This is a genomic window from Streptomyces sp. NPDC024698 (assembly GCF_055559015.1).
In genome coordinates this window covers 130,366-155,995 of sequence record NZ_JBVHLK010000005.1, presented here as the reverse complement: position 1 = coordinate 155,995, position 25,630 = coordinate 130,366, and the positions used below count along the sequence as shown (strand labels likewise).

The 25,630-nt window shown below is 73.2% G+C and carries 18 protein-coding genes; 7 read left to right on the top strand and 11 right to left on the bottom strand.

The genetic code is table 11. From position 1 onward, the window contains the following. Positions 1-65 precede the first annotated feature (65 nt). Positions 66-1,046, bottom strand: coding sequence for a helix-turn-helix transcriptional regulator (locus ACZ4AA_RS14135; protein WP_467600730.1), 981 nt, complete (start codon positions 1,044-1,046; stop codon positions 66-68). Between the two features lie 1,705 nt (positions 1,047-2,751). Between ACZ4AA_RS14135 and ACZ4AA_RS14130 the strand changes: the two genes are divergently transcribed. Next, positions 2,752-3,900 (top strand): protein phosphatase 2C domain-containing protein, encoded by a 1,149-nt coding sequence (locus ACZ4AA_RS14130; protein ID WP_467600727.1) that lies wholly within the window; start codon positions 2,752-2,754, stop codon positions 3,898-3,900. 100 nt (positions 3,901-4,000) lie between these two features. Then, positions 4,001-5,743: a pyruvate dehydrogenase gene (locus ACZ4AA_RS14125; RefSeq protein ID WP_467600724.1), complete on the top strand. Its 1,743-nt coding sequence runs from the start codon at positions 4,001-4,003 to the stop codon at positions 5,741-5,743. Positions 5,744-5,763: 20 nt separating this feature from the next. Here ACZ4AA_RS14125 and ACZ4AA_RS14120 read toward each other — a convergent pair whose 3' ends face one another. Then, on the bottom strand, positions 5,764-7,332 hold the full coding sequence (locus ACZ4AA_RS14120) for a helix-turn-helix domain-containing protein (protein WP_467600721.1): 1,569 nt from the start codon (positions 7,330-7,332) through the stop codon (positions 5,764-5,766). 169 nt (positions 7,333-7,501) lie between these two features. Between ACZ4AA_RS14120 and ACZ4AA_RS14115 the strand changes: the two genes are divergently transcribed. Beyond that, complete coding sequence (locus ACZ4AA_RS14115; RefSeq protein WP_467600718.1) at positions 7,502-7,993, top strand: hypothetical protein; 492 nt, start codon at positions 7,502-7,504, stop codon at positions 7,991-7,993. Positions 7,994-8,092: 99 nt separating this feature from the next. Here the strand turns inward: ACZ4AA_RS14115 and ACZ4AA_RS14110 are convergent, their stop codons facing one another. The 5 genes from ACZ4AA_RS14110 to ACZ4AA_RS14090 form a co-directional block, all read right to left on the bottom strand. Continuing rightward, entirely contained in the window at positions 8,093-8,788 is a 696-nt protein-coding gene (locus tag ACZ4AA_RS14110; RefSeq protein ID WP_467600715.1) for a hypothetical protein, read from the bottom strand. 1 nt (position 8,789) lies between these two features. Continuing rightward, positions 8,790-11,630: an ATP-binding protein gene (locus ACZ4AA_RS14105; protein WP_467600712.1), complete on the bottom strand. Its 2,841-nt coding sequence runs from the start codon at positions 11,628-11,630 to the stop codon at positions 8,790-8,792. Beyond that, positions 11,627-12,499: a hypothetical protein gene (locus ACZ4AA_RS14100; protein WP_467600709.1), complete on the bottom strand. Its 873-nt coding sequence runs from the start codon at positions 12,497-12,499 to the stop codon at positions 11,627-11,629. Before ACZ4AA_RS14100 ends, ACZ4AA_RS14105 begins: the two co-directional genes overlap by 4 nt. A 43-nt stretch (positions 12,500-12,542) precedes the next feature. Beyond that, a complete protein-coding gene (locus tag ACZ4AA_RS14095; RefSeq protein ID WP_467600706.1) occupies positions 12,543-13,589 on the bottom strand; it encodes a hypothetical protein in 1,047 nt (348 codons plus the stop codon). 177 nt (positions 13,590-13,766) lie between these two features. Further along, positions 13,767-16,778 carry an alpha-mannosidase gene (locus tag ACZ4AA_RS14090; RefSeq protein ID WP_467600703.1) on the bottom strand — a complete coding sequence of 1,004 codons (3,012 nt, stop codon included), beginning with the start codon at positions 16,776-16,778 and terminating at the stop codon, positions 13,767-13,769. A 215-nt stretch (positions 16,779-16,993) separates the two neighbouring features. On the opposite strand from ACZ4AA_RS14090, the gene ACZ4AA_RS14085 reads away from it, so the two are divergent. Further along, a complete protein-coding gene (locus ACZ4AA_RS14085) occupies positions 16,994-17,446 on the top strand; it encodes an ATP-binding protein (protein WP_467600700.1) in 453 nt (150 codons plus the stop codon). A gap of 94 nt (positions 17,447-17,540) precedes the next feature. On the opposite strand, the gene ACZ4AA_RS14080 is transcribed toward ACZ4AA_RS14085, so the two are convergent. Together ACZ4AA_RS14080 and ACZ4AA_RS14075 are read right to left on the bottom strand one after the other, a co-directional pair. After that, entirely contained in the window at positions 17,541-18,581 is a 1,041-nt protein-coding gene (locus tag ACZ4AA_RS14080) for a DUF2637 domain-containing protein (protein ID WP_467600697.1), read from the bottom strand. Positions 18,582-18,848: 267 nt separating this feature from the next. Then, positions 18,849-19,757, bottom strand: a complete 909-nt coding sequence (locus tag ACZ4AA_RS14075; RefSeq protein ID WP_467600694.1) for a (2Fe-2S)-binding protein — start codon at positions 19,755-19,757, stop codon at positions 18,849-18,851. Between the two features lie 526 nt (positions 19,758-20,283). Between ACZ4AA_RS14075 and ACZ4AA_RS14070 the strand changes: the two genes are divergently transcribed. Continuing rightward, positions 20,284-21,072 carry a GntR family transcriptional regulator gene (locus ACZ4AA_RS14070; RefSeq protein ID WP_467601358.1) on the top strand — a complete coding sequence of 263 codons (789 nt, stop codon included), beginning with the start codon at positions 20,284-20,286 and terminating at the stop codon, positions 21,070-21,072. 52 nt (positions 21,073-21,124) lie between these two features. Here the strand turns inward: ACZ4AA_RS14070 and ACZ4AA_RS14065 are convergent, their stop codons facing one another. Continuing rightward, on the bottom strand, positions 21,125-21,889 hold the full coding sequence (locus ACZ4AA_RS14065; RefSeq protein ID WP_467600691.1) for a hypothetical protein: 765 nt from the start codon (positions 21,887-21,889) through the stop codon (positions 21,125-21,127). A gap of 151 nt (positions 21,890-22,040) precedes the next feature. After that, positions 22,041-23,714 (bottom strand): PucR family transcriptional regulator, encoded by a 1,674-nt coding sequence (locus ACZ4AA_RS14060; protein ID WP_467600688.1) that lies wholly within the window; start codon positions 23,712-23,714, stop codon positions 22,041-22,043. A 422-nt stretch (positions 23,715-24,136) separates the two neighbouring features. On the opposite strand from ACZ4AA_RS14060, the gene ACZ4AA_RS14055 reads away from it, so the two are divergent. Together ACZ4AA_RS14055 and ACZ4AA_RS14050 are read left to right on the top strand one after the other, a co-directional pair. Next, positions 24,137-25,027, top strand: a complete 891-nt coding sequence (locus ACZ4AA_RS14055) for an FAD binding domain-containing protein (RefSeq protein WP_467600685.1) — start codon at positions 24,137-24,139, stop codon at positions 25,025-25,027. Beyond that, positions 25,027-25,629 (top strand): (2Fe-2S)-binding protein, encoded by a 603-nt coding sequence (locus ACZ4AA_RS14050; RefSeq protein ID WP_467600682.1) that lies wholly within the window; start codon positions 25,027-25,029, stop codon positions 25,627-25,629. The genes ACZ4AA_RS14055 and ACZ4AA_RS14050 overlap by 1 nt, the downstream gene beginning before the upstream one ends. The last annotated feature ends 1 nt before the right edge of the window (position 25,630 follow it).

The window sequence follows — 25,630 nt, the reverse complement described above, 5'->3', positions numbered from 1 at the left end:
GAGCGGACCGGAGACCGCAGGTCAGGACCCGGGCGCCAGCCGGTCCGGGCCCGGGCACGCCCCGGTCAGGCCCGGGCCACCCAGCCGCGCTCGTAGGCGTGCCAGCCCAGTTGCAGCCGGGTCGTCACACGGGTCAGCTCCATCAGGTGCTTGACCCGGCGCTGCACCGTGCGCAGGCCCAGATCGAGCTGTTTGGCGACGCTCGCGTCGGTCAGCCCCGCGAGCAGCAGGGAGAGGATCTCCAGGTCGGTGGTGTCCGGGCCGTCCGGTTCCTGCTCCAGCACGCCCCGGCTGCCCAGCCGCAGCGGCAGCGCGTCCCGCCACACCGACTGGAACAGTCCCGACAGGAGTTCCAGGAGTCCGCTCGCGTGGACGACCAGCGCGGCCGGCTCCGCCGTGTGCGAGGTGAGCGGCACCATGGCGAGCGCCCGGTCGGCGATCACCAGTTTGGTCGGCACCCGGTCCACGACCCGCACCTGTTCGTCGCGGCCGAGCGCGGCGGACAGCTCGGTGATCCCGCTGGGCTGGTCGAGGACGGCCCGCTCGACGACCACCCGATAGCCGACACCGCGGCCCGCGGCCTGTTCCTCGGCGTCGTTGTCCGTGCCGGAGACCACCATCGGGGTACCGGTGACCAGTGCGCACACCTCCTCGACGGCACCGAGCTGGAGCTGGAGGAAGCGCTGCGAGACCGCCGCCGCGCCGATCACCACCTCGACCAGGTCGTGCACGGCCGGTTCGCCCGCCGCGCCCCGGTACTCCTCGGCCAGCAGCGCGGCCGCCAGTTCCGCCTTCTCCAGTTCGTGGCGCTGCTGGGTGAGCAGCGCGCCGAGGGCGACCCCGGGCGGCGCGGCGACCCAGCGCCCCGGTCGCGCCGAGGACTGCGCGGCCAGACCGCTCAGCTCCAGCCGGCGCAGGGCGCGCTCCGTCTCGTGTTCGCCGAGCGTGAGTCTGCGCGCGAGATCGGGTACCTCGGCGGCGCCCACGGACACCAGAGCGCGGTACGCCGATTCGTGGGTCTCGTCCAGACCTATCGCTCCCAGCATGCGGCGATGCCCTCCCGTGGCTGTGTTCCGTCCGGGCGGCGGAACCGTGGCGGAAACCGGCCACGGCGTAAACCCGCCCCGGCACATCATGTCCGTACCCCCCGCCCCTCTGACAAGCTCACGTCACCGAGGTGCCGACCGGCGTCCGTGATCCTCCGGTTGGATCCGGCCTGCGGGGAGGCGGCCGTGCCCGCGTGCCGAACCGGCCGACGGCGGCGGCCACTTGGTCGTGCGGACCGTGACCCGGGGCCGCCCACGACGGGCGTGGGCCCCGGTCACCCAGGCGCCGCCGGGCGGTTCTCCCGTGGGGGGTGGTGCCGCCCGGCGGTCAGGCGTTCGGGCACTCCGGTGCGGATTCCTGTTCGACGGTTCGTCCTGCGGGTGTCGTTCGACGGCACGCACGTTGGCCGGTTTTTCCGGATGCCCCGTTTTCAACCGGCTGTCTCGGTGGACAATCGGGAGCATGAGCCAGCAGGGGGAGAAGCCCACCGGTCACGAGGACGACTGGTGGCGGCAGTTGTACGACGACTCCACCGAGGACACGGGACCCGCGACCGTGGCCGATTCCCTCGACGACCGGTTCGCGTCGGCGTCCGGGACGCTCGGGGACGGACTCGACCCGGGCCCCGAGACAGGGCCGGACGCCCGGCCCGCGCCGAAGCGCGACCGCGGGCCCGATGCCTGGCCCCCGTCGGCACGGAGGCCGCAGCCCGATGCGGGGTCCGCGCCGGAGCGCAGGCCCGTGTCGGACCCCCGCCCGGCGCCGGCGGGCAGGCCCGCGCCGGATGTGCCGCCCGCGTCGGAGCGGAGGCCGGTGTCGGATCAGCCGCCCGCGCCGGATGTGCCGCCCGCGTCGGCGGGGAGGTTCACGCCGGACGTGGCGAACGGGTCGGAGCGGAGGCCCGCGTCGGCGGACGCGAGGTCCGGGGTGGATCCGAGGTCCGGAGCGGACCCGGTGTCCGGTCCTCGGCACGCGGACACCCGGAGGCCCGGCGCACCCGGGTTCGACGGTCCGCCGCGTCCTGAGCGGCCTCCCCATGTGCCGGAGGCGGCGCCTCCCGAGCCGGGAACCCAACCGCCCCCGCAGCCGCCCCGGCACCCCGCAGGACCGGGCCCGCGCCACGGCGCCCCGCCCGCCGGGAACCCGCCCGCCGGGACGCCGTCCGACGAGCCGGCGTCCCGGCCCGGCCGCTGGGAGCGGGGCCCGGTGCCAGGGCCCGGCGCGGACACGGGTCCGCCCGGCCGCGAGGCGCCCCCGTCGGAACCCGCGTCCTGGGAGCCCACACCGTGGGAACCCACGCCCTGGGAGCCGCCGTCCTGGGAACTCCCGCCCTCGGGTCCGGCCCCGACCGCTCCCTCGGCCGGGCAGGCCCCGGTCGCCCCGTCGGCCGCGCCGCCCTCCGGGCCTGGCCGGGCCGCCCCCCGGGCTCTGCCGTCCGGCCCGAAGCCGCCGGGGTTCACCGCGCAGGAGCCCGGCCCGGACGCGTCCCGGGACGCCGGGGGAGACCCGTTCGCGGCGCCTTCCGCCGACCGGGTGCCCGCGTCGAGGACGCCCTCGGACGTTCCGCCGAAGCCCGTGGCGGCCCCCGCAGGCCCCCCGGTTGCCGAGCCCACAGGACGACCCCCGAGGCACGCTTTCCCCGCACACGCGGGTGCCGCTTCCCCCGCACCCCCAGGTCCCGCGTCCTCCGTATCCCCGGGTCCCGTGCCTCCCGTACCCCCGGGCGCCCTGCCCCCCGTACCCCCGGGTGCCGCCCCAGGCGTACCCCCGGCGGACGTCCTGCCGAGCACCACCGGTGGCTTCCGTACGCCTCCGCCCGAGGTTTCGCCCGAGGATCTGTCCGCGGACGAGCGCCGGGAGTCGGTTCTCTCCGTCGTCGAGCCGCCGCCGCCCGCCGGTCACGTCGGCTCGGGGCCGCCCACCTACCACCCGGAACCGACCGCGCTGCCGTCCGCCGAGCCCGACGAACTCGGCGACCTGGCCGCCGACACCGTGCTGGACGGCGCCCGGTACGGGACGAGTACCCTGCGGGCCGTGTCCGTCCGCGGGGACTCCGCGCGCTACCGGGGCGAACCGCGCCGGGACGCGCTCCTCACCGCCCGGTTCGGAACGGGCGAGGCCGCGCTCGTCCTGGTCGCGATGGCGACCGGCGCGCGGGCCACCTCAGGTGCCCACCGGGCCGCGGCGGAGGCGTGCCGCTGGATCGGGGAGGCCGTCGGGCGCAGCCACGAACGGCTCGCGGACGACATCAGGGCCGCCCGGCGCGGCGAGCTGAAGTCGGGACTGCACCGGCTCACCGACCGCAGTCTCGGCAAGCTGCGCGCGAGCGCCGCCGAGCAGGGCGTCGAACCCGAGGAGTACACCGCGGGCCTGCGCTGTCTGCTGCTGCCGGCCGACCCCCAGTGCCGTACCCGGGTGTTCTTCGGTGTCGGCGCGGGCGGACTGTTCCGGCTGCGGGACGGTGAGTGGCAGGACATCGAACCGCGGGTCGCCGACACGACCGGGGAGGCCGTCGTCGGCTTCGGGTCGCCGCCCCACGAGACCCCCGAGGGCGACCGCCTCACCATGGACCTGGGCATCACGACGCCACCGAGCCCGTACGAACCGGCCCCCAGAGCGCCGCGCGCGCCCTTCCGGTTCCGCGCCTCCGTAGCCCGGCCGGGTGACACGCTCCTGCTGTGCACGGGCGGCCTCGCGGAACCGCTGCGCGGCGAGCCCGAGCTGTCCGATCACCTGACGACCCGGTGGTCGGGGGCGGAGCCGCCCGGCCTCGCCACGTTCCTGGCGGACGCGTCGGTACGGGTCAAGGGGTACGCCGACGACCGGACGGCCGCCGCCGTGTGGGAGGCGTGACCGCGCGCCGTGTGAATTCATGGAACCGAGGGATGAGCCGGGGAACCAGGGGACCCGTCGCACCCGAGGGCTCCGAGGATCACGAAGAGGTGGGTGCGGCATGGCCAAGCAGAACGTCGCCGAGCAGTTCGTCGACATCCTCGCGCGGGCCGGCGTCAAGCGGCTGTACGGAGTCGTGGGCGACAGCCTCAACCCGGTCGTGGACGCCATCCGGCGCAACGCGGCCGTCGACTGGATCCAGGTCCGCCACGAGGAGACGGCCGCGTTCGCCGCGGGCGCCGAGGCCCAGATCACGGGCAGGCTCGCGGCCTGCGCGGGCTCCTGCGGTCCGGGGAACCTCCACCTGATCAACGGCCTGTACGACGCGCACCGCTCCATGGCTCCGGTCCTGGCTCTCGCCTCGCAGATCCCCTCCGGCGAGATCGGCCTCGGCTACTTCCAGGAGACCCATCCCGACCAGCTCTTCCGCGAATGCAGTCACTACAGCGAACTCATCTCCAGCCCTCGGCAGATGCCGAGACTGCTCCAGACCGCCATCCAGCACGCCGTGGGCCAGTCCGGTGTCAGCGTGGTCTCGCTGCCCGGCGACATCGCCTCCGAGCCCGCCCCGGACAAGCCGGTCGAGACCGCGCTCGTGACCTCACGGCCGACCGTGAGGCCGGGCGACGCCGAGATCGACCGGCTCGTCGCGATGATCGACCGGGCGGAGAAGGTCACCCTGTTCTGCGGCAGCGGCACGGCGGGCGCGCACGCCGAGGTCATGCAGTTCGCCGAGAAGATCAAGTCTCCCGTCGGACACGCGCTGCGCGGCAAGGAATGGATTCAGTACGACAATCCCTTCGACGTCGGCATGAGCGGGCTCCTCGGCTACGGCGCCGCCTACGAGGCGACCCATGAGTGCGACCTGCTGATCCTGCTGGGCACCGACTTCCCGTACAACGCCTTCCTCCCCGACGACGTCGAGATCGTCCAGGTCGACGTGCGGCCGGAGAACCTGGGGCGCCGCTCGAAGCTGGATCTGGCGGTGTGGGGCGATGTGCGGGAGACGCTGCGCTGTCTGATCCCGAGGGTGCGGCCCAAGGGGAACAGGCGCTTTCTCGACAAAATGCTGAAGAAACACGCGGACGCCCTCGAAGGGGTCGTCAAGGCGTACACCCGCAAGGTCGACCGGCACGTCCCGATCCACCCCGAGTACGTCGCCTCCGTGCTCGACGAACTCGCCGACGAGGACGCCGTGTTCACGGTCGACACCGGGATGTGCAACGTCTGGGCTGCCCGCTACATCTCGCCCAACGGCAGCCGCCGGGTGATCGGTTCGTTCTCCCACGGGTCCATGGCGAACGCGCTGCCGATGGCGATCGGCGCCCAGTTCACCGACCTCGGGCGCCAGGTCGTGTCGATGTCGGGCGACGGCGGATTCTCCATGCTGATGGGTGACTTCCTCACCCTCGTGCAGTACGACCTGCCGGTGAAGGTCGTCCTCTTCAACAACTCCTCCTTGAGTATGGTCGAGTTGGAGATGCTGGTCGCCGGGCTGCCCTCCTACGGCACCACCAACAAGAACCCCGACTTCGCGGCGGTGGCCCGCGCCTGTGGGGCGTTCGGCGTCAGGGTCGAGAAGCCCAGGCATCTCGCCGGCGCCCTCAAGGACGCGTTCCGGCACAAGGGCCCCGCCCTCGTCGACGTCGTCACCGACCCGAACGCGCTCTCCATCCCGCCGAAGATCAGCGCGGACATGGTGACGGGCTTCGCGCTCTCGGCGTCGAAGATCGTGCTGGACGGCGGCGTCGGCCGGATGCTCCAGATGGCACGCTCCAACCTGCGCAACGTGCCCCGCCCGTAGAGCCGTTCGGGCGGGCGCGCTCAGTCCGGTATCCGGGTCCAGCCGCCGTTCGCGTACCAGTAGTGCGGCAGGCCCTTGATCCCGCTGGTGCGGAACGGCCGGCCGTGGTCGTCGATCCGCACGGTGCCGGCCCGGCCCTGCGAGGACCAGTCGAGCTCCAGGAACCAGCGGCAGTCGCAGCCCTCGGTCTCCGCGTCGACCGTCAGCACCTCGGGATCCGTCGCGGACACCCGGTACGGCAGATGCCTCGCCGGAGTCGTGGTCGGGCCGTCGTGGCTCGCCACCGCGTGGGCGATCGGCCGGTCCACGTCCAGATCGACCTTGAACGAGCCGGGGGCGAGGTCGCCGCCGCAGCCCTGGCCCGTGAAGTAGTCCGTCCCCTTCAGCGGGGCCGAACGGCCGACGACTCGGACCCGCAGCGCCTCCAGGACCACGGCCGTGCCGGTGCGGCCCTGCACGGAGAGCTCCACGAGTGTCTGGCCGCCGTGCACCGCGTTCTGGGTCCGCGCCCAGGGGGCGGCGTCCTGCGGGGCCGGGGGCGGTGGCACGTCCTCGGGTGCCTTGTCGATGACGTAGTCGTGATCGCAACCGGTCGCCCAGAGCTGGGAGTTCACGGTCCAGGCGATGGGGGTGACGGCGGAGCCGGCCCCGGGGGAGGAGCGTGCGGTCGGACCGGGGGAGGCCTCGCCGCCGCCGGACGCGCCCGGGGCCGGGGTGCCCGACGTCGGCCCGTGCGGGGTGGAGGGAGACGCGGACGGGCTCGCCGAGCCGCGCCGGGTGCCGGCCGCGCTCGCGGTCGGCGCGCCCGGCACCTGGTCGCCCGCCTCACCCGTGTGACCCGCATCGCTCGTGGAGTGCCCGGACGGCAGGGCGGACAGAGCGCCCAGGGTGGCCAGCAGCGCGGTCACGACCGCCGCGGCGACGGCGACACGGCGTCTGTACCAGGACGTGCGCGGCGCTCCGGCCCGCTCGCCGGGGGCGGACGCGAGGGCGCTGCCCGGCGGAGGAGTTGCGGGCGTGCCCTGCCCGGGCTGCGGCGGCAGGACTTCGGACGCGTTCCGGTCGGCCCGCGGCAGGCCTTCGGCCGGATCCTGGCCGGGCGGTGGCGGCTGGTCCCCGACCGGTCGCCCGACCGGTCGCCCGGACGGGTCGGACGGGTCGGACGGCTTGGACAAGTCGGTCGGCTTGGACAGGTTGGACCGGTCGGACGGATCGGACCCCTCGGACGGGTCCGGCGAGCCCGGCGGGGCGGACCGGTCCGGGGGGCCGGGGGCGGGCGCGGTGGCCGGAGCCGTCCGGGGCCGCTGGCGGGCCGCCACCGCGAGGATCCACAGCCGGTGGAGTTCGCCCCGCTCGGCCGGACTCGCCCCGCACATCGCGGCGAACCGTTCCACGGGCGCGAACCCGAGCGGCACCGCCTCCCCCGCGCAATACCGGTGCAGCGTCGAGGCGTTCATGTTCAGGCGACGGGCGAGCGCGGCGTAACTGCGGTCGGAGCGCTCCTTCAACCGCCGCAGCAGAGCCGAGAATTCCTCGACATCGTCCTCGGATGGCACCGGCTTCCCCCGCTCCCCGTCCCAGGACGGCATCCCAGGCACTCCCCATAAAGAGAGGTCGGACGGCCTGGGACGGTTCCACCGTTGCGGATGAGGTGCCGTTCGTTGTGCCCGGACCCAGGGGCGGCCGAAGCTCCTGGTGTCGCCGAGAGCAGGCGGCGCGACGCCATCCAGCACTCATCGAAATCGGGGAAACACGCGCATGAACCGCACCACGACCGCCCGCAAGCACGTCCGCCGCACCGCGATCGTCGCCGGCCTCGTCGCCGCCGTGGCCCTGCCGCTCGGGCTCACCGCGTCGGCACAGGCGACCCCGGCGGGGACGGTCGCCGCCTCCGCCGCGCAGGGCACGGTCACCGGCAAGCTGTCGGACAACGTGACCCTGGTCGCCGACTTCTACGGCGCCTACATCGACGCCCACAGCGACTCGCCCAACGGCAGGCTCTCCACGGAACTCCGCAAGTTCTACGTCCGGTCCGACTACCTCCGTCAGCTGTCGGCGTGGGAGGACCGCAACCACGCGGACGGCGTCCTGCACGCCCAGAACATCCCGGCGAAGTGGACGGTCAAGGACACGGGCGCCGCCGGGCACGCGAAGATCGGGGTCACCCTGACCTGGGGCGGCGGCCGTACCACCCGGCTCGTCGTCGGACTGGACCGCAACCACAAGATCATCCGTATCGACGGCAACTGACCCGCCGCCCCTGAGGGAACCGAACGGCCGTCCTCCGGGGACCAAGGGCCGGGTCCGCGCACCGCGGGCCCGGCCCCTTCGGGATCTCGGAGGGGCCGGTCAGCCCACCTTGGGAGGGGTGAGCGGCACCTCCGTCTCGACCCCCACCTTGACCCCCTCGGCCACCTCGGCCGACACCCCCGCCGAGAACGTCAGCCCCTTCTCGTCCACCGTGAAGCCGAACTCGACCTCGATGCCCTTCAACAGCGCGCACGGGTCGGGCAGTTCGGGTTCCCCGCCGGAGTCGCCCTTTCCGACCGCCCGGCCCTCGGCGTTCGCCTCCGCCCCCGCCTCGGCCTTCGCTTCCGCCCCCGCTTCGGCGTCCGCCTCCGCCGAGCCTTCGCCCTCGGCGTCCGCTTCCTCCTCCGACTCGCCCTCGGTCTCGAACCCGGCCTCCGCTTCGGTCCCGATCTCGGCCTCCGCTTCGATCTCGGTCTCGAACTCGGCCGATGCCTCGGCCTCCGCCTCCGTCACCGCGTCGAGTTCGGCCCGCGCCTCGGTACCCGCCTCCGTCTCCGTCCCCGCCGCGCTCGCCTCGGCGTCGGCCTCCGCCGCGACCGCCGCCTCGGCCTCCGCGTCCACCTCCACCTTGGTCCTCGCCTCGGGCTCGGCCTCGGCGTGCCCGGAGAAGTCGAACTCCATCGGTTCGGGCAACTCCGCCTCGGCGGCCGCCTCGACCCCCTCTTCGACGGCCGCCTCGGCGAACTCGGCCGCCGACTCGACGGCCGGCTCCACCGCCCAGGACCGCTCCGACACGTCAGCTCCCCTTCCTGGCGGCGGCCGCGTGTCCCGCCGGGCTGTCGAGGTAGCGGCGGAACTGGCGGACCCATTCGGCCGCCCGCCGCGCCGCCACCGGCTCCGCCGACGACTTCGGATACGTGGCGGCGTGGACCGCCCGCAACACGGCCACCCGCCAGTGGGGGTCGCCCGGCGGAACGTGCCGTGGCCGATCGGCTTCTCCCGCCCCGTCGATGTAGTCGGCCAGCCGTTCCCACCAGCCGACCGCGAACCGCTCGGCGGTGCCCGTCTCCATCAACCGGACGAAGCCCGTGGCCTGTCCGGCCGCCCGCTTCGCGAGGAACTCCAGGGCGCAGTCCACCGGACAGAAACCGCACGGTGCCTGCGGGCGCAGCGACTCCGCGACGACCGGGGAGTCCTCGGCCCACCGGGCGTGCCTGCGGGCGAGTTCCGCCCGGTCGGCCAGCGGCGCGCGCTCGGTACCCAGCCGCTCCGCGTCCTTCGCCCGTACGTCGGGGACCTCCACCAGCACCGGACGGTCGATGCGCGAGTGTGCCGCGTACGCCGACATCATCGGCAGCACGGCCGCGTGATCACGCTGGTCGTCGCTCATCAGCATGGTGTCGCCGACCAGCCGCCGGTCCTCCTCGGCCTTGAGCTGGTGGACGATCTTCAGCGCCGTGTTCTTGTACGCGTCGGGGATCAGCTTGGACGGATCCTGCTCGATCACCACCAGCCCCTCCCCGTACTTACGGTTCTCCGCGAGCGTGTTGGCGAACGCCTCCGCCGCCCGGGCCGTGGCGTCGCCCTCCTTCGCCGAGCCCGCTCCCGGCTGCGGGCGGCGGAGCAGCCGGTGGGCCTCCTCGACCAGCGTCACGTGTGCCAGCCGCGAGGAGTTCCGGTGCACCTTGTAGTGCTCGGTCATCGCGTTCAGGAGCAGCGCCATCACCAGTGCCTGCTGCTGGGAGTCACCGAGCGAGGCCAGCTCCACCACCACGGGGCGGCCGAGCAGTTCGTCGATCGGCATGGAGCGGGGGGCCGACAGCACCGGCCCGCACGCGCCTTCGGCCAGCGACCGCGCGCGCAGCCGGGAGGCCGCCACGATGTTGGCGCGTGCCTCCCCCGCGTAGTCGTAGCCGTCGGCGACGTTCTCCATGACGTCGACGAAGTCCGCCAGCACCGGCCATTGCTCGTCGCCGCGTGCGGTGGCGTTGACGTCCAGGCCCTTGCGCCGATAGGTCTCGGTGAGTGCCGTGCGGTAGAGATAGGGGAGCGGGTCCCACAGGCCGAAGGCCGCGTCGAAGCAGTCCAGCAGGTTGCCCGCGTGGGTGGAGATCCGGACGCCGGCCGGCACCTCGAAGGGGTTGATGCGCAGCGGGGCGGTCTCCTCGTCACCGGCGGTCAGGACGAGCATCTCCTCGAAACCGGGGAGGGTCGCGAGCCACCGGTAGTCGTCGTGGTCGGTGTTGACCGGCTCCAGGACGGTGAACGGAATCCGGTGGTCGGCCCAGAGCTGACGGCACAGGGACAGCGTCGAGTTGGTCTTGCCGGAGCCGCTGCCGCCGACGATCAGCGAGTGCCGGGTCAGGTCGTCCAGTTCGACGCCGAGCGGTGTCCCGGTCCGGCCGTCGGCCGCGTGTCCGAGGACGACGTGCGGGGCCCGGGGCGCGTACGCCAGGGTCGTGGCCTGTTCGACGGACCGGACGGGGAAGCCGGGCACGAAGCCGTTCAGGGCCAGCGGCAGCCGGAAGACCGCGCTCGCCTCCTCCAGGTCGGCCAGCCATTCCAGGGGCTGGAGGGCGGGGGGCATCGCCTGTGCCCAGCCGCCGTCGTCCCCCCACAGGGTCGAATCGAGCCAGCCGGTGTTGCCGGCGAAGACGGAGGCCTGCGCCGGGTCGGCGGGGCGCACCAGTCGGTAGGCCGGGCCGAGGGCGGCCGGGTCCAGCCGGCCGTCGAAGAGCCCCGGCGCACCACGCGAGAAGGTCTCGCCCGCCAGTGAGGGCAGAGAGTCGTCGAAGGGCTGGGGGGACCAGCACGACAACCGCATCCGGAACGCGTTGGTCACGTAGCGCAGCCCGGCGTCCGCGTACAACTGCTCGGCGCGCACGGCGAAGGCGTCGGCGGTGACCTTGACCTTGCCGTGATAGAGCGAGCCCGACTCGAACTCGCCGTCGGTGGCGAGGCGTTTGTAGGCGGTGGCGCAGTGGGCGACGGCGGTGCGCGTCGAGGCCGGCACCGCCACCGGGGTGAGGGCGACGCTCAGTGCGATCGGGTGCGGGTGGGCGGTGAGCGCGGTGAGCAGGCCCTCCCAGTGCCGTGAGGCGCCGGCGAACGGCTGGGTGGCGGCGTAGAACCGCACCCCGGCGTCGGGCCGGTTGGGCGTCTCGGTGAACAACCGCCTGCGGATCTCGGCGGCACCGCCCGGCGCGGCACCGAACGGGGCCAGCACGGTGCGCAGTTCGGTGCCGTCCAGTGGCTCGGTCACCACGTGCGGCGCGGTGCGGGCGAGCCGTTCCGCCTCCGCGCGGGCCGCCGCGTCCGCCGTCGCCGGGTCCGGCCCCCACACCCGGGTGAGCAGATGAGCGTGCAGCCGGCTCGACGCGGGGTCCCACAGCCAGCGCAGCTCCAGTACGGAGCCGGCCGGCCCGCCCAGCCGGCCCGCGAGGAACTCCGACTGTTCCCGCACGGCACGGGCCAGCCGCTGATCCTCGGGAAGGGAGGCGTACTCCTGGCTGCGCGTGAGATCACGGGCGGCGGTCAGCCGTAGCCCCGCCCAGGCCCAGTTGCCGTGCGGTGTCGCCGGAGCGATCACCGTGGCGGCCTGCCGGTCCTGGACGGGCGGCACGGAACCGCTGCTCACGAGGCGGGCGGGGAGGCCGGGGCCGGCGGGAGGAACGGGGCGGGCGGCTGCGCCGCACCCGGCCAGGCCGCCGGGGCCGCCGGGGCGATCGGGGCGGCCTGGGGCGTGTTGACGGTCTCGACCGGGATGTCGTGGCCGAAGGTCTGGCTCAGCGGGACGTGCAGATCGTGGTTGGCGGCGTCGATGCCCTCACGGACCGCCGAGTGGACCGCCTCGCGCAGCGCCCGCGCCCGCTGCGAGGAGAGCTGCCCCTTGAACTCGCTCTGACCCTTGAACGGGCTGGAGAGGGAGTCCTTGAGGAAGCGGCCGAACATCGCCATGGGGCGGCGGCTGCTCCACAGGGACCAGCCGACGTAGAGGCCGGTGCCGTAGGCGAAGACCGAGACGTAGGCCTGGTACTCGCGGTCGGTGATGACCAGGAAGTTCTTGATGGTGGGGTCGTGAGCGGTACGGAAGCGGCGGGGCACCACGGAGACGGGCAGCTGCCGGGTCCTGATGACCTGGTAGATCACACCGTAGGCGGAGTCCGCGGCGGCGCCCTTGCCGTCGACGACCAGCTGCCACTCCGACAGGCCCTGACGGCTGGGTATGAAGAACGTCGCCAACGAGGCCACCAGCGGCACGAACAGGGCCGCGATCGCCCCACCCACGCTCTGGGTGATCAGGACCAGGAGGAGCGCGACGGGAATCATGAAGAGCACGGCCGCCATGAAGGCCCAGCGGGCGCGCTTCAGGAAGGACTGGAGGTCGGAGGGGTCGACGACGCCGGAGAGCTTGCCGTCGACCTTGTCGCTGTACTTGAGCTGGTTCCCCAGGTAGGTGGCGTTGGAGAGGGATTCTGCCTGGGCCGCGAAGGCCGGGGTGGTCATGGTGGCGGTGTTCCTTGTCATGGGTGGGAGGGACGGCCGGGGGTCAGACAACGCTGTCGTTCGCCAGACCGATGCCGCTGATCGCGATGTAGGGGAAGTAGGCGTCGGGATTGCCGGTCTCGACGATGTCGAGGGTCGCGCTGTCGGCGGTCACGGCCGACGGCAGACCGATCCACGCCATCGCCTTGCCGGGTTCGTCGATCACCTCGGTGTACCGGGCGACCTCCTGCCCGTTCAGGAGGAACGTCCACCGCGCCTTCGTCACGGTCAGGTTCTTGGTAAACCAGTCCGTGCCGTCGGGGTCGGTCTTGTCGTAGCCGGGAACGAGTCCCACGTCGGTCAGCCGCGTGGCGCCGCCGAGGTCCAGGGACAGCCGTCCGGTCCGCCGGCCGCACCGCCAGGCGGTGTCGTCCAGTTTGTCGGTGGCGTTGTCGGGCTCGTAGGAGAAGGACCGGCCCGTGGTGTCCTTCTGGTCGGGCAGGACGCAGTCGGAGGTCGCGTGCGGCGGGAAGAAGACGTAGCCGGGCTCGATCGTGCTGTCCGCGTGCACCTCCGTGTCGTCGGTGCCGTCCGGTGCGCGCGTGCCGTCGTCCCCGGTGCCGGGGTCGGTGGCGGTGTCCGCGCCGTCCCGCAGCGTGCTCGCCTCGGGAGCGGCTGACGGTGCGGTCACGTCGGCACGCGCGTCCTGCGCCGGCCTCTGCCCGGACCCCGCCGTGCCGCCGTTGCCCAGCAGGAAGCCGGCGACGAGCGCTCCGGCCACGGCTGCCACGACACCGGTCGCGGCCCACAGGCGCCTCCGGGACCCGGCGGCCTCGGGGGCGGGCGGCCCGGCGACGACGGCCGGAGCGGGGGCAACGGTCGGAACGGCGGCAACGGCCGGAACGGGGACGGAAGGCGCGTCCGGCGGTGTCGTCGGCAGGGGCACCGGATCCGCCGGAGGCCTGGGCGGAACGACGGGCGGCTGTGCCTGCGGAGGGGAGGGAGCCGCCTGGGGCGCCGGGGCGGCCTGGCCCTGGACGGGGGTACCGCACTGACGGCAGAAGAATCGCGCCTCGGCGGCGGCCACCGCGCAGCCCGAACAGCTCTCCATGGATCTCCCACGTTCGACACGCCTTGTACGCAAGCTCCTGGAGCTCTTCACGAGCTCCAAAAAATGCGTGGCCATGTAAAGGAAATGTGTGAAAGATCTTTTAGCATCACGGAGACGCCCTGGTCAACGCCGCGACCGAGGGCCGAGATCCGGGTGCATCATGGAGGAAACGTGAAGTCAGCGGGTGGGTCGCAGCCGCAGGGTGACGATCTGGAACGGCCGCAGCTCGATCTCCGGCGGGGCTTCGTACAGCGGTCGTTCCAGCAGGTCGGTCACCTCGGCCCGGGACACCGGGAATCCGGCGGCCACCTTCGCGCGGGCCCGCCCGCCCCGTGACTCGTACAGCCGCACCACCACATCCCCGCTGCGGTCCTCCGCGAGCTTGACCGACTCGACGGTGACCGCCGGGTCCTCGACGCTCACCACGGCACCGAGCACCGGCGCCGCGGCCCGCCGCAGCGGCAGATTGAGCGCGAGCCCTTCCGCCACGGCGTCCCCCACACCGGCCCCGGGCAGCAGCGCGTACGTGAACCGGTGCGTGCCGAGATCGGTCTCCGGGTCCGGGCTGTGCGGGGCGCGCAGCAGGGTCAGCCGTACGGTGGTGCCGAGGCCGTCGGCATGCGGAGTGCGGGTCACGTCGTGGCCGTACGTCGAGTCGTTGAGCACCGCGACGCCGTACGACTCCTCGGCGACCCGCAGCCAGCGGTGGGCGCAGATCTCGAAACGGGCCGCGTCCCAGCCGGTGTTGGCGTGGGTGGGACGGTGGACGTGCCCGAACTGGATCTCGGCCGCCGACCGTTCGGCCTGGACGTCCAGCGGGAAGGCGGCCTTGAGGACCTTCTCCGACTCCCGCCAGTCGACATCGGTCACGAAGTCCACCCGGCGGCTCGCGGCCGTCAGCCGGATCTCCTGGACGATCCGGGAGGAGCCGAAGGTCCGGGTGACGCGCACGGCGGCCCGCAGCGGACCGCTCTCCACCAGCTCCACCGACGCGGCCTGCGTCAGGTCCGTGCGGGTGCGCCGGTAGTGCCGGTCGATGTCCCAGGCGTCCCAGGAGTTGGGATGGTCGGGATGGAGCTGGAGCAGATTGCCGGGACCGCACAGCGCTTCGCGGCCGTGCGCGAGATCCCGTACGGAGGTCAGCAGTCCGTCCGCGTCGATCCGTACCCGCAGCCGGTCGTTCTCCAGCACCACGGCGCCGTCGTGCCGTTCGGCCCGGACCGTGGCCGCGGGGCCGGTGGTCACGGCGGCGGAGCCCAGCCCCGGCACCGTCACCAGGGCGTCCCCCACCACCTCGGTCCGCTCGTACGGCGAGGCGTTGAGCACCGCGGGCGGGCCGGACCCCAGGGCCCGTACCGCGTCCGCGGTGATCTCCTCCAGCTCCGCGAGCACCCGGGCGTAGGTCTCGCGTGCCTCCCGGTGCACCCAGGCGATCGAGGAGCCGGGCAGGATGTCGTGGAACTGGTGCAGCAGCACGGTCTTCCACAGCCGGTCGAGCACGTCGTACGGGTAGCGGTACGACGGATCGCGCACGGCGGCCGTGGTGCACCACAACTCGGCCTCGCGCAGCGCATGTTCGCAGCGTCGGTTGCCCTGTTTGGTCTTGGCCTGGGTGGTGTAGGTGGCCCGGTGCAGCTCCAGATACAGCTCGCCCGACCACACCGGCGCGCGGGCCCCGTACTCCTCCTCGGCCGCCGCGAAGAACGCCTCCGGCTTCTCGATCCGGACCGTGGGCGAGCCCTCCAGGGAGCGCAGCCGGCGCGCCTTCTCCAGCATCTCGCGGGTCGGGCCGCCGCCTCCGTCGCCCCAGCCGAACGGGGCCAGGGAGCGCGTGGCGAGCCCCTTCTCCGCGAAGTTGCGCTCCGCGTGGGCGAGTTCACGGCCGTGGAACTGGGAGTTGTAGGTGTCCACGGGAGGGAAGTGGGTGAAGACCCGGGTGCCGTCGATGCCCTCCCACCAGAAGGTGTGGTGGGGCATCTTGTTGGTCTGGTTCCAGCTCAGTTTCTGGGTGAGGAACCAGCGCACGCCGGCCAGCTTCGCCAGCTGCGGGAAAGCGGCCGTGTAGCCGAAGGAGTCGGGCAGCCAGATCTCCTCGGTCTCGACGCCCAGTTCCTCCCGGAAGAACCGCTTGCCGTGCACGATCTGCCGGGCCAGCGCCTCACCGCCGGGCATGTTGGCGTCGGACTCCACCCACATCGAACCCACGGGAGCCCAATTGCCGTCCTGCACCGCCTTCTTGATCCGCTCCCAGATGTGCGGCTGGTGCTCCTTGACCCAGGCGTACTGCTGGGCCTGGGAGCAGGCGAAGACGAGCTCCGGATAGTCGAGGGCCAGCGCGGTGACGTTGGCGAAGGTGCGGGAGGCCTTGCGGACCGTTTCCCGCAGCGGCCACAGCCACGCCGAGTCGATGTGCGCGTGCCCGGTCGCCGAGACGCGGTGCGCGCTGGCCGACGCGGGCCGCGACAGCACCTCCGTCAGCTCGGCCCGTGCCGCCACCGCCGTGCCGGACACGTCGTGCAGATCGAGGGCGTCCAGCATGGTCTCCAGGGCGCGCAGGATCTCGTGCCGGCGCGGCCGCTGAGCGTCCAGCTCGTACATCAGCTCCGAGAGGACCTCGATGTCGAGGACCAGCTGCCACACCTCCTCGTCGAGTACGGCGAGATCGGCAGACGCGAATCGGTAGATCGGCCCATCGCCCGCGGTCAGCACGTCTCCCAGGCGCGTGGGCTCGAAGCCGTGCAGGACGGCGGGGTTCGCCGCCGCCTCCAGGAGCAGGGCCACCTCCTCGCCACCGCTCGCCGGGGCCCCGACCGTCAGATGGCGGTTGCGCGGGTGGATGCCCTTGAGGGGGACGCCCGCGGTGTCGTACAGCAGCCCCTCCGCCTGGAAGCCGGGGCCGTCCCCGGTGAACCCGGGGTCGATCACCACCTCCACGGGACGGCCGGCCCACGCCTCGGGCACCCGGCCCTCGATGCGGAACCAGCTCGTCGACCAGGGCTTTCCCCAGGCCGTGCCGGTGGTGAAGGGCTCGTAGGGGGCCTGGAGGGCCTGTCCGACGGGCACCGGCTCGCCCGGCACGTGCCACACGGAGAGCGTGAGCGGCACCCGCTCCCGGTACTGCGCGGGGCGCAGGAACTGCCGCAGCGCGCGCTCCAGCCGGGCCTCCACCTGCGAACGGTCGTCGTGCACGGGGGCTCCTCGGCGCTCGGACGGCTCTGTCGGATCCTTCACTTCCCCGTGCGGCCGTCGCGCACCCGTGTCCGTACGGCGACCGGTCGATGATTCGACATGACTGTCACGATCCCGAAGAGGGCATGGATCCCGTGAACGTGTTCGAGCAGAGGGGACCCGACATCGGCACGCAGGCGGGGGTCATGAAACGGCAGGCACCAGGAGGTGGTCCCATGACCAAGGGGGCCTTCTCCACCGATCCAGTGGAGGAAGCGTCCGAGGGGGCGATACGAGGACCGGACGGCCCGCAGCTCAGGCGCCGGCTGGGCAAGGCGGATCTGAGGGCGGTGCCCGAGGCGCGCAGGGCGCTGAGGGAGCACTTACGGCACTGGGGGAAACCGGGCCGGGCCGAGACGGCGGAGCTCTTGACCAGCGAGCTCGTCACCAACGCGCTGATCCACACGGATGACGACGCCGTCCTGACGGCGACCATCGGACCGGGCGGACTGCGCGTGGAGGTCCGGGACTTCGTGGGACGCAGGCCCAGACTGTGCGTACCGAACGCCGACGACGGTACGCACGGCAGGGGGCTCGTCCTCGTCCAGTCCCTGGCGGACGCGTGGGGCGTACGGTCCCACGGGGTGGGCAAGGCGGTGTGGTTCGAACTGAACGGCGACGCGGTGTAGGAACACCACGTCGCCGCTGTCGTGTCACGGCCCGTCCGGAGCACCGGACGGGCCGTCAGGGCTGACGCCCGGGGCCGGGCGTGCGCGGACCGGCTCAGCCGAACTGCTGCTCCAGATCCTTGAGCTTGCGCTCCAGCGAGTCGAGCCGGGGCAGGGCCATCGTGTCGTCCTCGGTGGTGAGGTCGACGGTGATCGGCTCAGTGCTCTTGCGGACGGGGGTGAGGGAGGGCCGCGATCGTACGGGCAGCTGCTCCGCGGTGGATATGGCAGGCTCCGTGGAGGCACCGGCGGGCGCGCGCTCCACGGTGGTGGTCTCCAGTTCCCGGGCGGCGCCGCGTCCGGGGAAGCCGCGGTGACCACGGCTGAGCGCCTTGAGGTGCGCCCGCTCGACCCGCTCCTCGTTGCGCCGGCGCAGCCGGTTCTGCTCCTTCTGGCGCCGGTCCTCACGCACCTCGTCCACGGCCTCGTCCAGGGACCGGACGTTCTCCAGGAGCATCAGCGACCAGGCGCTGTACGTCTCGCGGGGCGCGCGCAGCCAGCGGACGATACGGATCTGCGGCAGCGGACGCGGCACCAGACCCTGCTCGCGCAGGGCGGCCCGGCGGGTCTGCTTCAGAGCCCGGTCGAACAGGACGGCCGCCGAAAGGGACATGCCCGCGAAGAACTGCGGAGCCCCCGCGTGGGCCACGCCCCGGGGCGCGTGCACCCAGTTGAACCAGGCCGCGGCACCGGCGAAGGTCCACACCAGTATGCGGGAGCCGAGGGCCGCGTCACCGTGGCTGGCCTCGCGCACGGCGAGGACGGAACAGAACATCGCCGCGCCGTCCAGGCCGAACGGGACGAGGTACTCCCAGCCGCCGGAGAGGCCGAGGTTCTGCTGGCCGAAGCCGACCAGGCCGTGGAAGGAGAGTGCCGCCGCGACGGCGGCACAGCAGAACAGCAGGACGTACGAGGCCGTGCCGTAGACGGCCTCCTTACGCCTGCGGCGCTCCTCGGTGCGCTCCCACGAGTCGTCGCTGCTCGCGCTGTCCCCGGACCGCTTGCCGCGTGCGAGCACCGCCACCGCCGCCAGCAGGCCCAGGAGCAGAACGGCGCCTGGAAGCAGCCAGTTCAGCGATATGTCGGTCAGTCTCATCGGGGGTCCCTTGCATGGGGAGAGGGCGTAACGCCCGCCATAGTGGCCCAATCACATCGGCCCTCAGGGGGTTTCGGGGCAAGAGGCCGCCAAGGAAGTGCAAGAAGGTGCGCAGGGCGACTTTCTGCTCGAACTGCCGCGCGAGGGGCTGGAGTTGAGTACGAACAACACTACCCATACGGATGGTTCCGTGGAGAGTTCCCGTGACAAGTGGGGAATTCGTGAAGTACCTGTGATCTGACGTCTCCCGACTCGGTCCCGCGACCGTCAACCTGCCCCGGCGGCCGTCAACTTGGCGACGCGGTCCGCGTCGCAGGTGCGCGGGCAGGTGACGCAGGTGTCGGCCGGGCGCACGGTGTAGAAGAGGCAGCAGCTCACCCGGTCGCGGGTCGGCAGGGGCTCCCCGCCGGGGCCGGTCAGTTCACGGAAGGCCGCCGAACCGACGTACGGCCGCGTCGAGCCCGGCAGCAGCAGTTCCAGCTCGCGCGTCGCGCGCCGCTCCTCGCCGAACAGATGGGCGACGTACCAGAGGCCTTCGGCGATCTCGTCGGTGGCCATGCCCCACAGGGCCCGGCCGCGCCGGCGCATCCGCGGTCCGAAGCCGCCGAGGACCGGCTCCAGGTGCTCGGCGACCGCGGCCCGCACCTCGGCGCGCAGCGCGTCCTCGTCCGGCACCACCCGGGCCCCCGGCAGGGTGGCGGCCGGGTCGTCCGGCAGGCAGGCGAACGTGGTGACCCGGACGGCCATCCGGCCGAGCTCACGATGGAATGTGACGTCCTCCACAGGAAGGCGCGGCACCCGGCGCTGGAGGAACCACGGCACGGTGATCAGCAGACAGGCCGGCCACGCGTACCGGTGCAGTCCGAAACCGGCCACGACGTCCGGCCGTGCCCGCTCGCCGTAGTCCCGGACCACCTGGGCCTCGTCCCAGGCGAGGAAGGCGTCGAGGTCGGGTCCGCCCTCGGCGAGCCGGGCGGCGGCGGCCCAGCCCGCGCCCCGCGGGGCCGCTTCCGCCGCCCCGAGCTCGGTGACACCCAGTCCGGGGAAGACCTCGGCGAGCCGCGCGTAGGCCTCGGCCACGGGCGACAAGGAGACCGGCGTGTCCGTGCCGGCGGTGCCGGCCGTGGTCGCCGTGGCGTGTGCGGCGCCTTCGGCGGACAGCGTGGGAGTGGGCATGCGGAACCATCGCTTCACGATCGTTAGCAGGTAAGCCTTACCTTACCCCGCCGTCCGGGTGTTTGAACTGAGCCCATGTGCGCCTATCGTGCTTGACGGACGGGTAACAACCGCCGCTTTCACCCTCGGCGACGACCCCCGCACCACCGGCCCCGAGGATCACAGGCCCCGAGCACCACCGGCCGCGAGCACCCAGTACCACCACACCCGGCACCACCGAACCCAGTACCACCGACCCGGAGGAGGAACCGTGGAGCAGTCCGGTCCGCGCGGCGCGCACGGCTCCGCCGGGACGTGGGTCCCGGAGACCCGCATCGGCGCCTTCCGGGTACCGCAGCAGGCGGGGCCCGTGGACGCGGGACGGGTCGGGGGAGTGCCCGCGGGCGTCGTGGGCGACGGTTCCGGCCGCGGTACGGGTGCCGGGCCGGACATCGGCGGCCCCGTCACCCTGGCCTCCGCCCGCGGTGAGCACACGCACAGCGAGGCGCCGATCCCGCACCCGCGCTCCGAGGCCCCCCGGCCCCCCGTGCACGGCGACGACATCCGCCAGGCGGTACGCATCGACGGCGCCGTCAGGGCCGTACGCACCGACGACACGCGCCCCGCCGGTATCCCCGGGAACCCCGGGGGCGTCGGGCCCGTACGCGCCGATGACGCGCACCCCGCCGTCCGCCCGGAGAACGCCCGTCCCGTCGTGCAGCGCGCCTCCGTGCGCGGGCAGATCCTCGACGCCCTGCGCACCGCGCTCGTCGCCGGTGAACTCGCCCCCGGCGAGGTGTACTCGGCGCCCGCGCTCGGCGAACGCTTCGGGGTGTCGGCGACGCCCGTCAGGGAGGCGATGCAGCAACTCGCCCTGGAGGGCGCGGTCGAGGTCGTCCCCAACCGGGGCTTCCGCGTCATCGCGCGCGGCACCCGCGAACTGGCCGAACTCGCCGAGATCCGGGGCCTGATCGAGGTCCCGGTGATGCTCAGGCTCGCCCGCACCGTGCCCGCCGCCCGCTGGGCCGAGCTGCGCCCCCTCGCCGAGGCCACCGTGCGGGCCGCCACCTCGGGCTGCCGCGCGACCTACGCGGAGTCCGACCGGTCCTTCCACCGGGCGGTGCTCGCCCTCGCCGGCAACGAGCAACTGGTCCGCATCGCCGACGATCTGCACCGCCGGGCCCAGTGGCCCCTGGTCGGCGGTCCCGTCTCCCGGGGCCGCGCCGACCTGGTGGCCGACGCGGCCGAACACACCGCCCTGCTCGACGCGTTGATCGCCGAGGACCTGGCGGTCGTCCAGGTGCTGGTACGGGAGCACTTCGCCGGGGCGTCCTGACGGAGCCCCCGGACGGACGCGGGACCCCGCCCGGAGCTCCCGCCCCGCGCGATCAGGCCGTGGCCGCCGGTGGCGCCGGGGCCAACTGGTCCGCCAGCCACAGGGGGACGCCCCCGAGCAGCCGGAACAGCCGTCCCGCCTCCGCCCGCAGCCGCGAGGCCTCCGGTTCGGTCTCGGCGTCGGCGAGCGAGGCCAGTGCCGGTGCCGTACCGACGAGATAGCCCAGCTCCTCCCGGATCCGCAGGGATTCGGCGAAGCCGTGCCGGGCCTCCGCCAACTCCCCCTCGCGCAGGGCGATTCCGGCGAGGTGCCGCCAGGTGAAGGACAGCAGCAGCGCGTCGTTCTGGGCGGTCGCGCCCGCGTGCGCCCTCCGATACGCGGCACGGGCCGCCTGCGGGGCGTGCGCGAGGTTCTCGGCGAGCAGTCCGCGCCGGAAGTCCAGCAGGGCCCTGCCGGGCGCGCCCGGCGCGAGCAGCGCCGCGGCCCGGCCGAGCGCCGCACGTGCCTCGTCCGCCCGATCGCGCACCCTCAACAGGGTTGCCGCGTACGCGAGTTGACCTCTCTCGCAGGCTGCCGCGCCCCGCTCGTCATCGCTCTGTGCGAGCGCCTCGGCGGTGCGCAGCGCGTCCTCCGCCTCGGCCCAGCCCTGCTCGGTGTAGAGGCAGCGCTCCACCAGGAGCGAGGCTCTCTGCAACGCGGGTCCCGCCGCGTGCGGCTGGATCAGCGCCGCCGCGTCGGCCCAGCAGGCGCGCGAGCGCAGCCGCCATACCGCGGTCTGGAGTGGATCGTCACCAGCGGTCGTTCCGGTACCAGACATGGCGGAATGCGCCACGTTGCCCTCCCCGAGCACACCATTGAGCTGTTGAGTGGTGGCATCTCAGCACGGATCACCGGGCCCGGCCAAGAGGGTAGGTGAAGGATTTCACAAAGTCGTCGGTCCCGGGCCGGGCCTCCCGGGGCCTCCGGAGTCAGCTCATCCGCAGTGCCAGGAAGAAGTCCAACTTGTCTTCCAGGCGCGACAGATCACGACTCGTCAACTGCTCGATACGGCCGACGCGGTAGCGCAGCGTGTTGACGTGCAGGTGCAGCCGGGCGGCACAGCGCGTCCAGGACCCGTCGCAGTCCAGGAACGCCTCCAGGGTCGGGATCAGCTCCGCGCGGTGCCGGCTGTCGTACTCGCGCAGCGGGTCGAGCAGCCGGGCGGTGAAGGCGCGGCGCACGTCGTCCGGGACGAACGGCAGCAGCAGGACGTGCGAGGCGAGTTCCTGGTGTCCGGCCGCGCAGACCCGCCCGGGCCGTGCCGCGGCGACCCGGCGGGCGTGCCGGGCCTCCTCCAGGGCCCCGCGCAGCCCCTCGGCCGAGTGGACGGCCGCGCTGACGCCGATGGTGAGCCGGCCGTCGTCGTTCAGACCGGCCGACAGCGGCTCCCGTACGGCCGCGAGCAGGGCGTCGGCGTGCAGTCCGGGCTCGGCGCCCTCCTCGTCGGAAGGAACCGCCGGAAGGGGTACGAGCGCGACCGCCTCGTCCCCCGTGTGGGCGACGGCGATCCGGTCGGAGTGCTCGGGTCCGGGCGACAGCGGGTCGACGAGGATCTCCTCCAGGAGCGCCTGGGCGACCGGGCCGCACTCGATCCCGCCGCCGTCCCACTCGACCCGCGCCACCACGACCTGCCAGTGCGGGGCCACGCCCAGGCCCGGCAGCAGCACCGGCGCCGCGACCCGCAGCCGGGCCGCGATCTCGGCGGGCGCGGCCCCCGTCTGGACCAGTTCGAGGACCTCCTGGGCGAGCCGCCTGCGCACGGTGCGCGCCGCGTCCCGCCGGTCCCGCTCCACCGCGATCAGCTGGGTGACGCCCTGGAGCAGGTCGAGCCGCTCCTCGGGCCAGTCCCCGGCGTCGGCCTCGACCGCGAGCAGCCAGTCGGAGAGCACCGTCTCGCGGAGGTCCCGGAAGGCGCCCGTGGCCCGTCCGGAGGAGCGGACCGGGAAGAGCGAGTACATCGCCGGGCCCACCGTCACCCGGTGCGGTCCCCGGCGCCCGGAGCGGACCCCGGCGAGATGGGCGGCGGCCAGCTCGGCGCGGGTGGCCGCGGGCAGCGGGCCGCCCGCGAGCCTGGAGCCGGCGATGGGCCGTCCGGCGGGGGAGAGGACCCAGGCACGCAGGTCGAGGTCGGTTCCCAGGAGGTCGAGGACCACGTCGGGTCCGCCGCCCGCCGGACCCGAGGTCATCATCCGCCGGTGCCGCTCCACCACGGCGGCCAGATCCCCGGCCCGCTCGCCCGACACCTGGCGCACGACGTGCTCGGTGATCGTGGCGAAGGCGACGGACTCGTTCACGGCGAACAGGGGCAGCCGGTGCCGGGCGCAGGCCACGACCAGGTCGTCGGGGATGTCGCCGAGCTCGGCCTCGCCGGCGGCCAGGGCCGCGACCCCGGTGCTCGCGAGGATCCGGACGAACGGCTCGGAGTCCTCGGCGTCGTGCCGCCAGGCGAGGCCGGTGAGGACCAGCTCGCCGCCGGAGAGATAGCGGCTCGGGTCCTTGAGGTCGGTGGTCATCACACCGCGTACGGTGCGGTCGAGCTCGTCCTCGCCGCCGAGCAGCCGCAGGCCCAGCGCGTCCGTGTCCAGCAGTGCGCGGAGCCGCATTCTCGTCGCCGCCGTTCTTTGTCTCGAAATCTACGATGGATGGGTACGAGGCCCTTCGGCGTCCCGTGGCTCCGCGGGAGCGGCCGCGGGACCCGGAACCGGCAGCCGCCGACCCCTGGGCCTCCGGTTTCCGGACGGCCGGTCCTCCGCTTCCGGATGGCCCGTGCTCTGTTTCCGGAGGATCACTGCTCTGTTTCCGGAGGAAAGCGAAGAGGTTGCCGATGACCTCGGTTCATACGAATCTACAAGATGCGCGGGCTGGCCAGCGAACTCCTTCATGGTTTTGGTGACTGACCCCGGTGGCGTACACCGCTGTGTACTGGGCCCACTCCACTGTTGAGACCTCCATGAACGAGCCGAGGACGCCGCACCCGAACTGGCTTGATCACAACGCTCCACGACACGAATGAAGAGAGCCGCTCATGGACTTCCTTCGCCCCGCCAGTTGGGAGGAGGCGCTCGCCGCCAAGGCCGAGCACCCCACCGCCGTGCCGATCGCGGGTGGCACCGATGTGATGGTCGAGATCAACTTCGATCACCGCAGGCCCGAGTACCTCCTCGACCTGAACCGCATCGGGGAGCTGAGCGAGTGGGAGGCCGGCGAGGCGGGCGTGCGCCTGGGCGCCTCCGTCCCGTACACCCGGATCATGGAGAACCTGCGCCGTGAGCTCCCCGGGCTGGCCCTCGCCTCCCACACCGTGGCCTCGCCGCAGATCCGCAACCGTGGCGGCGTCGGCGGCAACCTCGGCACGGCCTCCCCGGCCGGCGACGCCCACCCCGCCCTGCTCGCGGCCGGTGCCCAGGTCGAGGCCGAGTCGGTGCGCGGTTCGCGGCTGATCCCGATCGACGACTTCTACACCGGCGTGAAGCGCAACGCGCTCGCGCCCGACGAGCTGATCCGCGCCGTCCACGTCAAGAACGCGGACGGACCGCAGCAGTACTCCAAGGTCGGCACCCGCAACGCCATGGTGATCGCGGTCTGCGCCTTCGGACTGGCCCTGCACCCCGAGACCCGTACGGTCCGCACCGGCATCGGCTCGGCCGCGCCGACCCCGGTCCGCGCGAGGACGGCCGAGGAGTTCCTGAACGCGGCGCTTGAGGAGGGCGGCTTCTGGGACAACGGGAAGATCATCACCCCGTCGGTGGCCAAGCAGTTCGCCACGCTGTGCTCCGCCGCCTGCAACCCGATCGACGACGTCCGCGGCACCGCGAGCTACCGCCGCCACGCGGTCGGTGTCATGGCCCGCCGCACGCTGATGTGGACCTGGGAGTCCTACCGCGGCACCGCCGCCCGCACGGAGGGAGTCGCGTAATGCGTGTCAGCTTCACGGTCAACGGCCGCAGGCAGGAGGCCGACGACGTCTGGGAGGGCGAGAGCCTCCTGTACGTCCTGCGCGAGCGCCTCGGCCTGCCCGGCTCCAAGAACGCCTGCGAACAGGGCGAGTGCGGCTCCTGCACCGTCCGCCTGGACGGCGTGCCCGTCTGTTCCTGTCTGGTCGCCGCCGGCCAGGCCGAGGGACGCGAGGTCGTCACGGTCGAGGGACTGGCCGACTTCGCCAAGCAGCGTGCCGAGCACGCCGGTTGCGCGACCGACGCCTGCAACACGGCCGGGGCGACGGGTGTTTCGCTCGACGAGGCCCAGAGCTGGGCCGCCAGGGGACACGACTCGCAGACCGGCGAGGGCGACGAACTCTCGCCCGTGCAGCAGGCGTTCATCGACGCCGGAGCCGTCCAGTGCGGCTTCTGCACCCCGGGCCTGCTGATCGCCGCGGACGAGATGCTGGAGCGCACCCCGAACCCGAGCGACGCGGACATCCGCGAGGCGCTGTCGGGCAACCTGTGCCGCTGCACCGGCTACGAGAAGATCATGGACGCGGTCCGCCTCGCGGCCGCCCGGCAGTCCGAGGCGGTCTGAC

Excerpts from the sequence above, each read along its gene's own strand:
- ACZ4AA_RS14135 (WP_467600730.1), bottom strand. The coding sequence starts at position 1,046 with ATGCTGGGAGCGATAGGTCTGGACGAGACCCACGAATCGGCGTACCGC.
- ACZ4AA_RS14125 (WP_467600724.1), top strand. The coding sequence starts at position 4,001 with ATGGCCAAGCAGAACGTCGCCGAGCAGTTCGTCGACATCCTCGCGCGG.
- ACZ4AA_RS14120 (WP_467600721.1), bottom strand. The coding sequence starts at position 7,332 with ATGCCGTCCTGGGACGGGGAGCGGGGGAAGCCGGTGCCATCCGAGGAC.
- ACZ4AA_RS14115 (WP_467600718.1), top strand. The coding sequence starts at position 7,502 with ATGAACCGCACCACGACCGCCCGCAAGCACGTCCGCCGCACCGCGATC.
- ACZ4AA_RS14100 (WP_467600709.1), bottom strand. The coding sequence starts at position 12,499 with ATGACCACCCCGGCCTTCGCGGCCCAGGCAGAATCCCTCTCCAACGCC.
- ACZ4AA_RS14095 (WP_467600706.1), bottom strand. The coding sequence starts at position 13,589 with ATGGAGAGCTGTTCGGGCTGCGCGGTGGCCGCCGCCGAGGCGCGATTC.
- ACZ4AA_RS14085 (WP_467600700.1), top strand. The coding sequence starts at position 16,994 with ATGACCAAGGGGGCCTTCTCCACCGATCCAGTGGAGGAAGCGTCCGAG.
- ACZ4AA_RS14080 (WP_467600697.1), bottom strand. The coding sequence starts at position 18,581 with ATGAGACTGACCGACATATCGCTGAACTGGCTGCTTCCAGGCGCCGTT.
- ACZ4AA_RS14075 (WP_467600694.1), bottom strand. The coding sequence starts at position 19,757 with ATGCCCACTCCCACGCTGTCCGCCGAAGGCGCCGCACACGCCACGGCG.
- ACZ4AA_RS14065 (WP_467600691.1), bottom strand. The coding sequence starts at position 21,889 with ATGTCTGGTACCGGAACGACCGCTGGTGACGATCCACTCCAGACCGCG.
- ACZ4AA_RS14060 (WP_467600688.1), bottom strand. The coding sequence starts at position 23,714 with ATGCGGCTCCGCGCACTGCTGGACACGGACGCGCTGGGCCTGCGGCTG.
- ACZ4AA_RS14055 (WP_467600685.1), top strand. The coding sequence starts at position 24,137 with ATGGACTTCCTTCGCCCCGCCAGTTGGGAGGAGGCGCTCGCCGCCAAG.
- ACZ4AA_RS14050 (WP_467600682.1), top strand. The coding sequence starts at position 25,027 with ATGCGTGTCAGCTTCACGGTCAACGGCCGCAGGCAGGAGGCCGACGAC.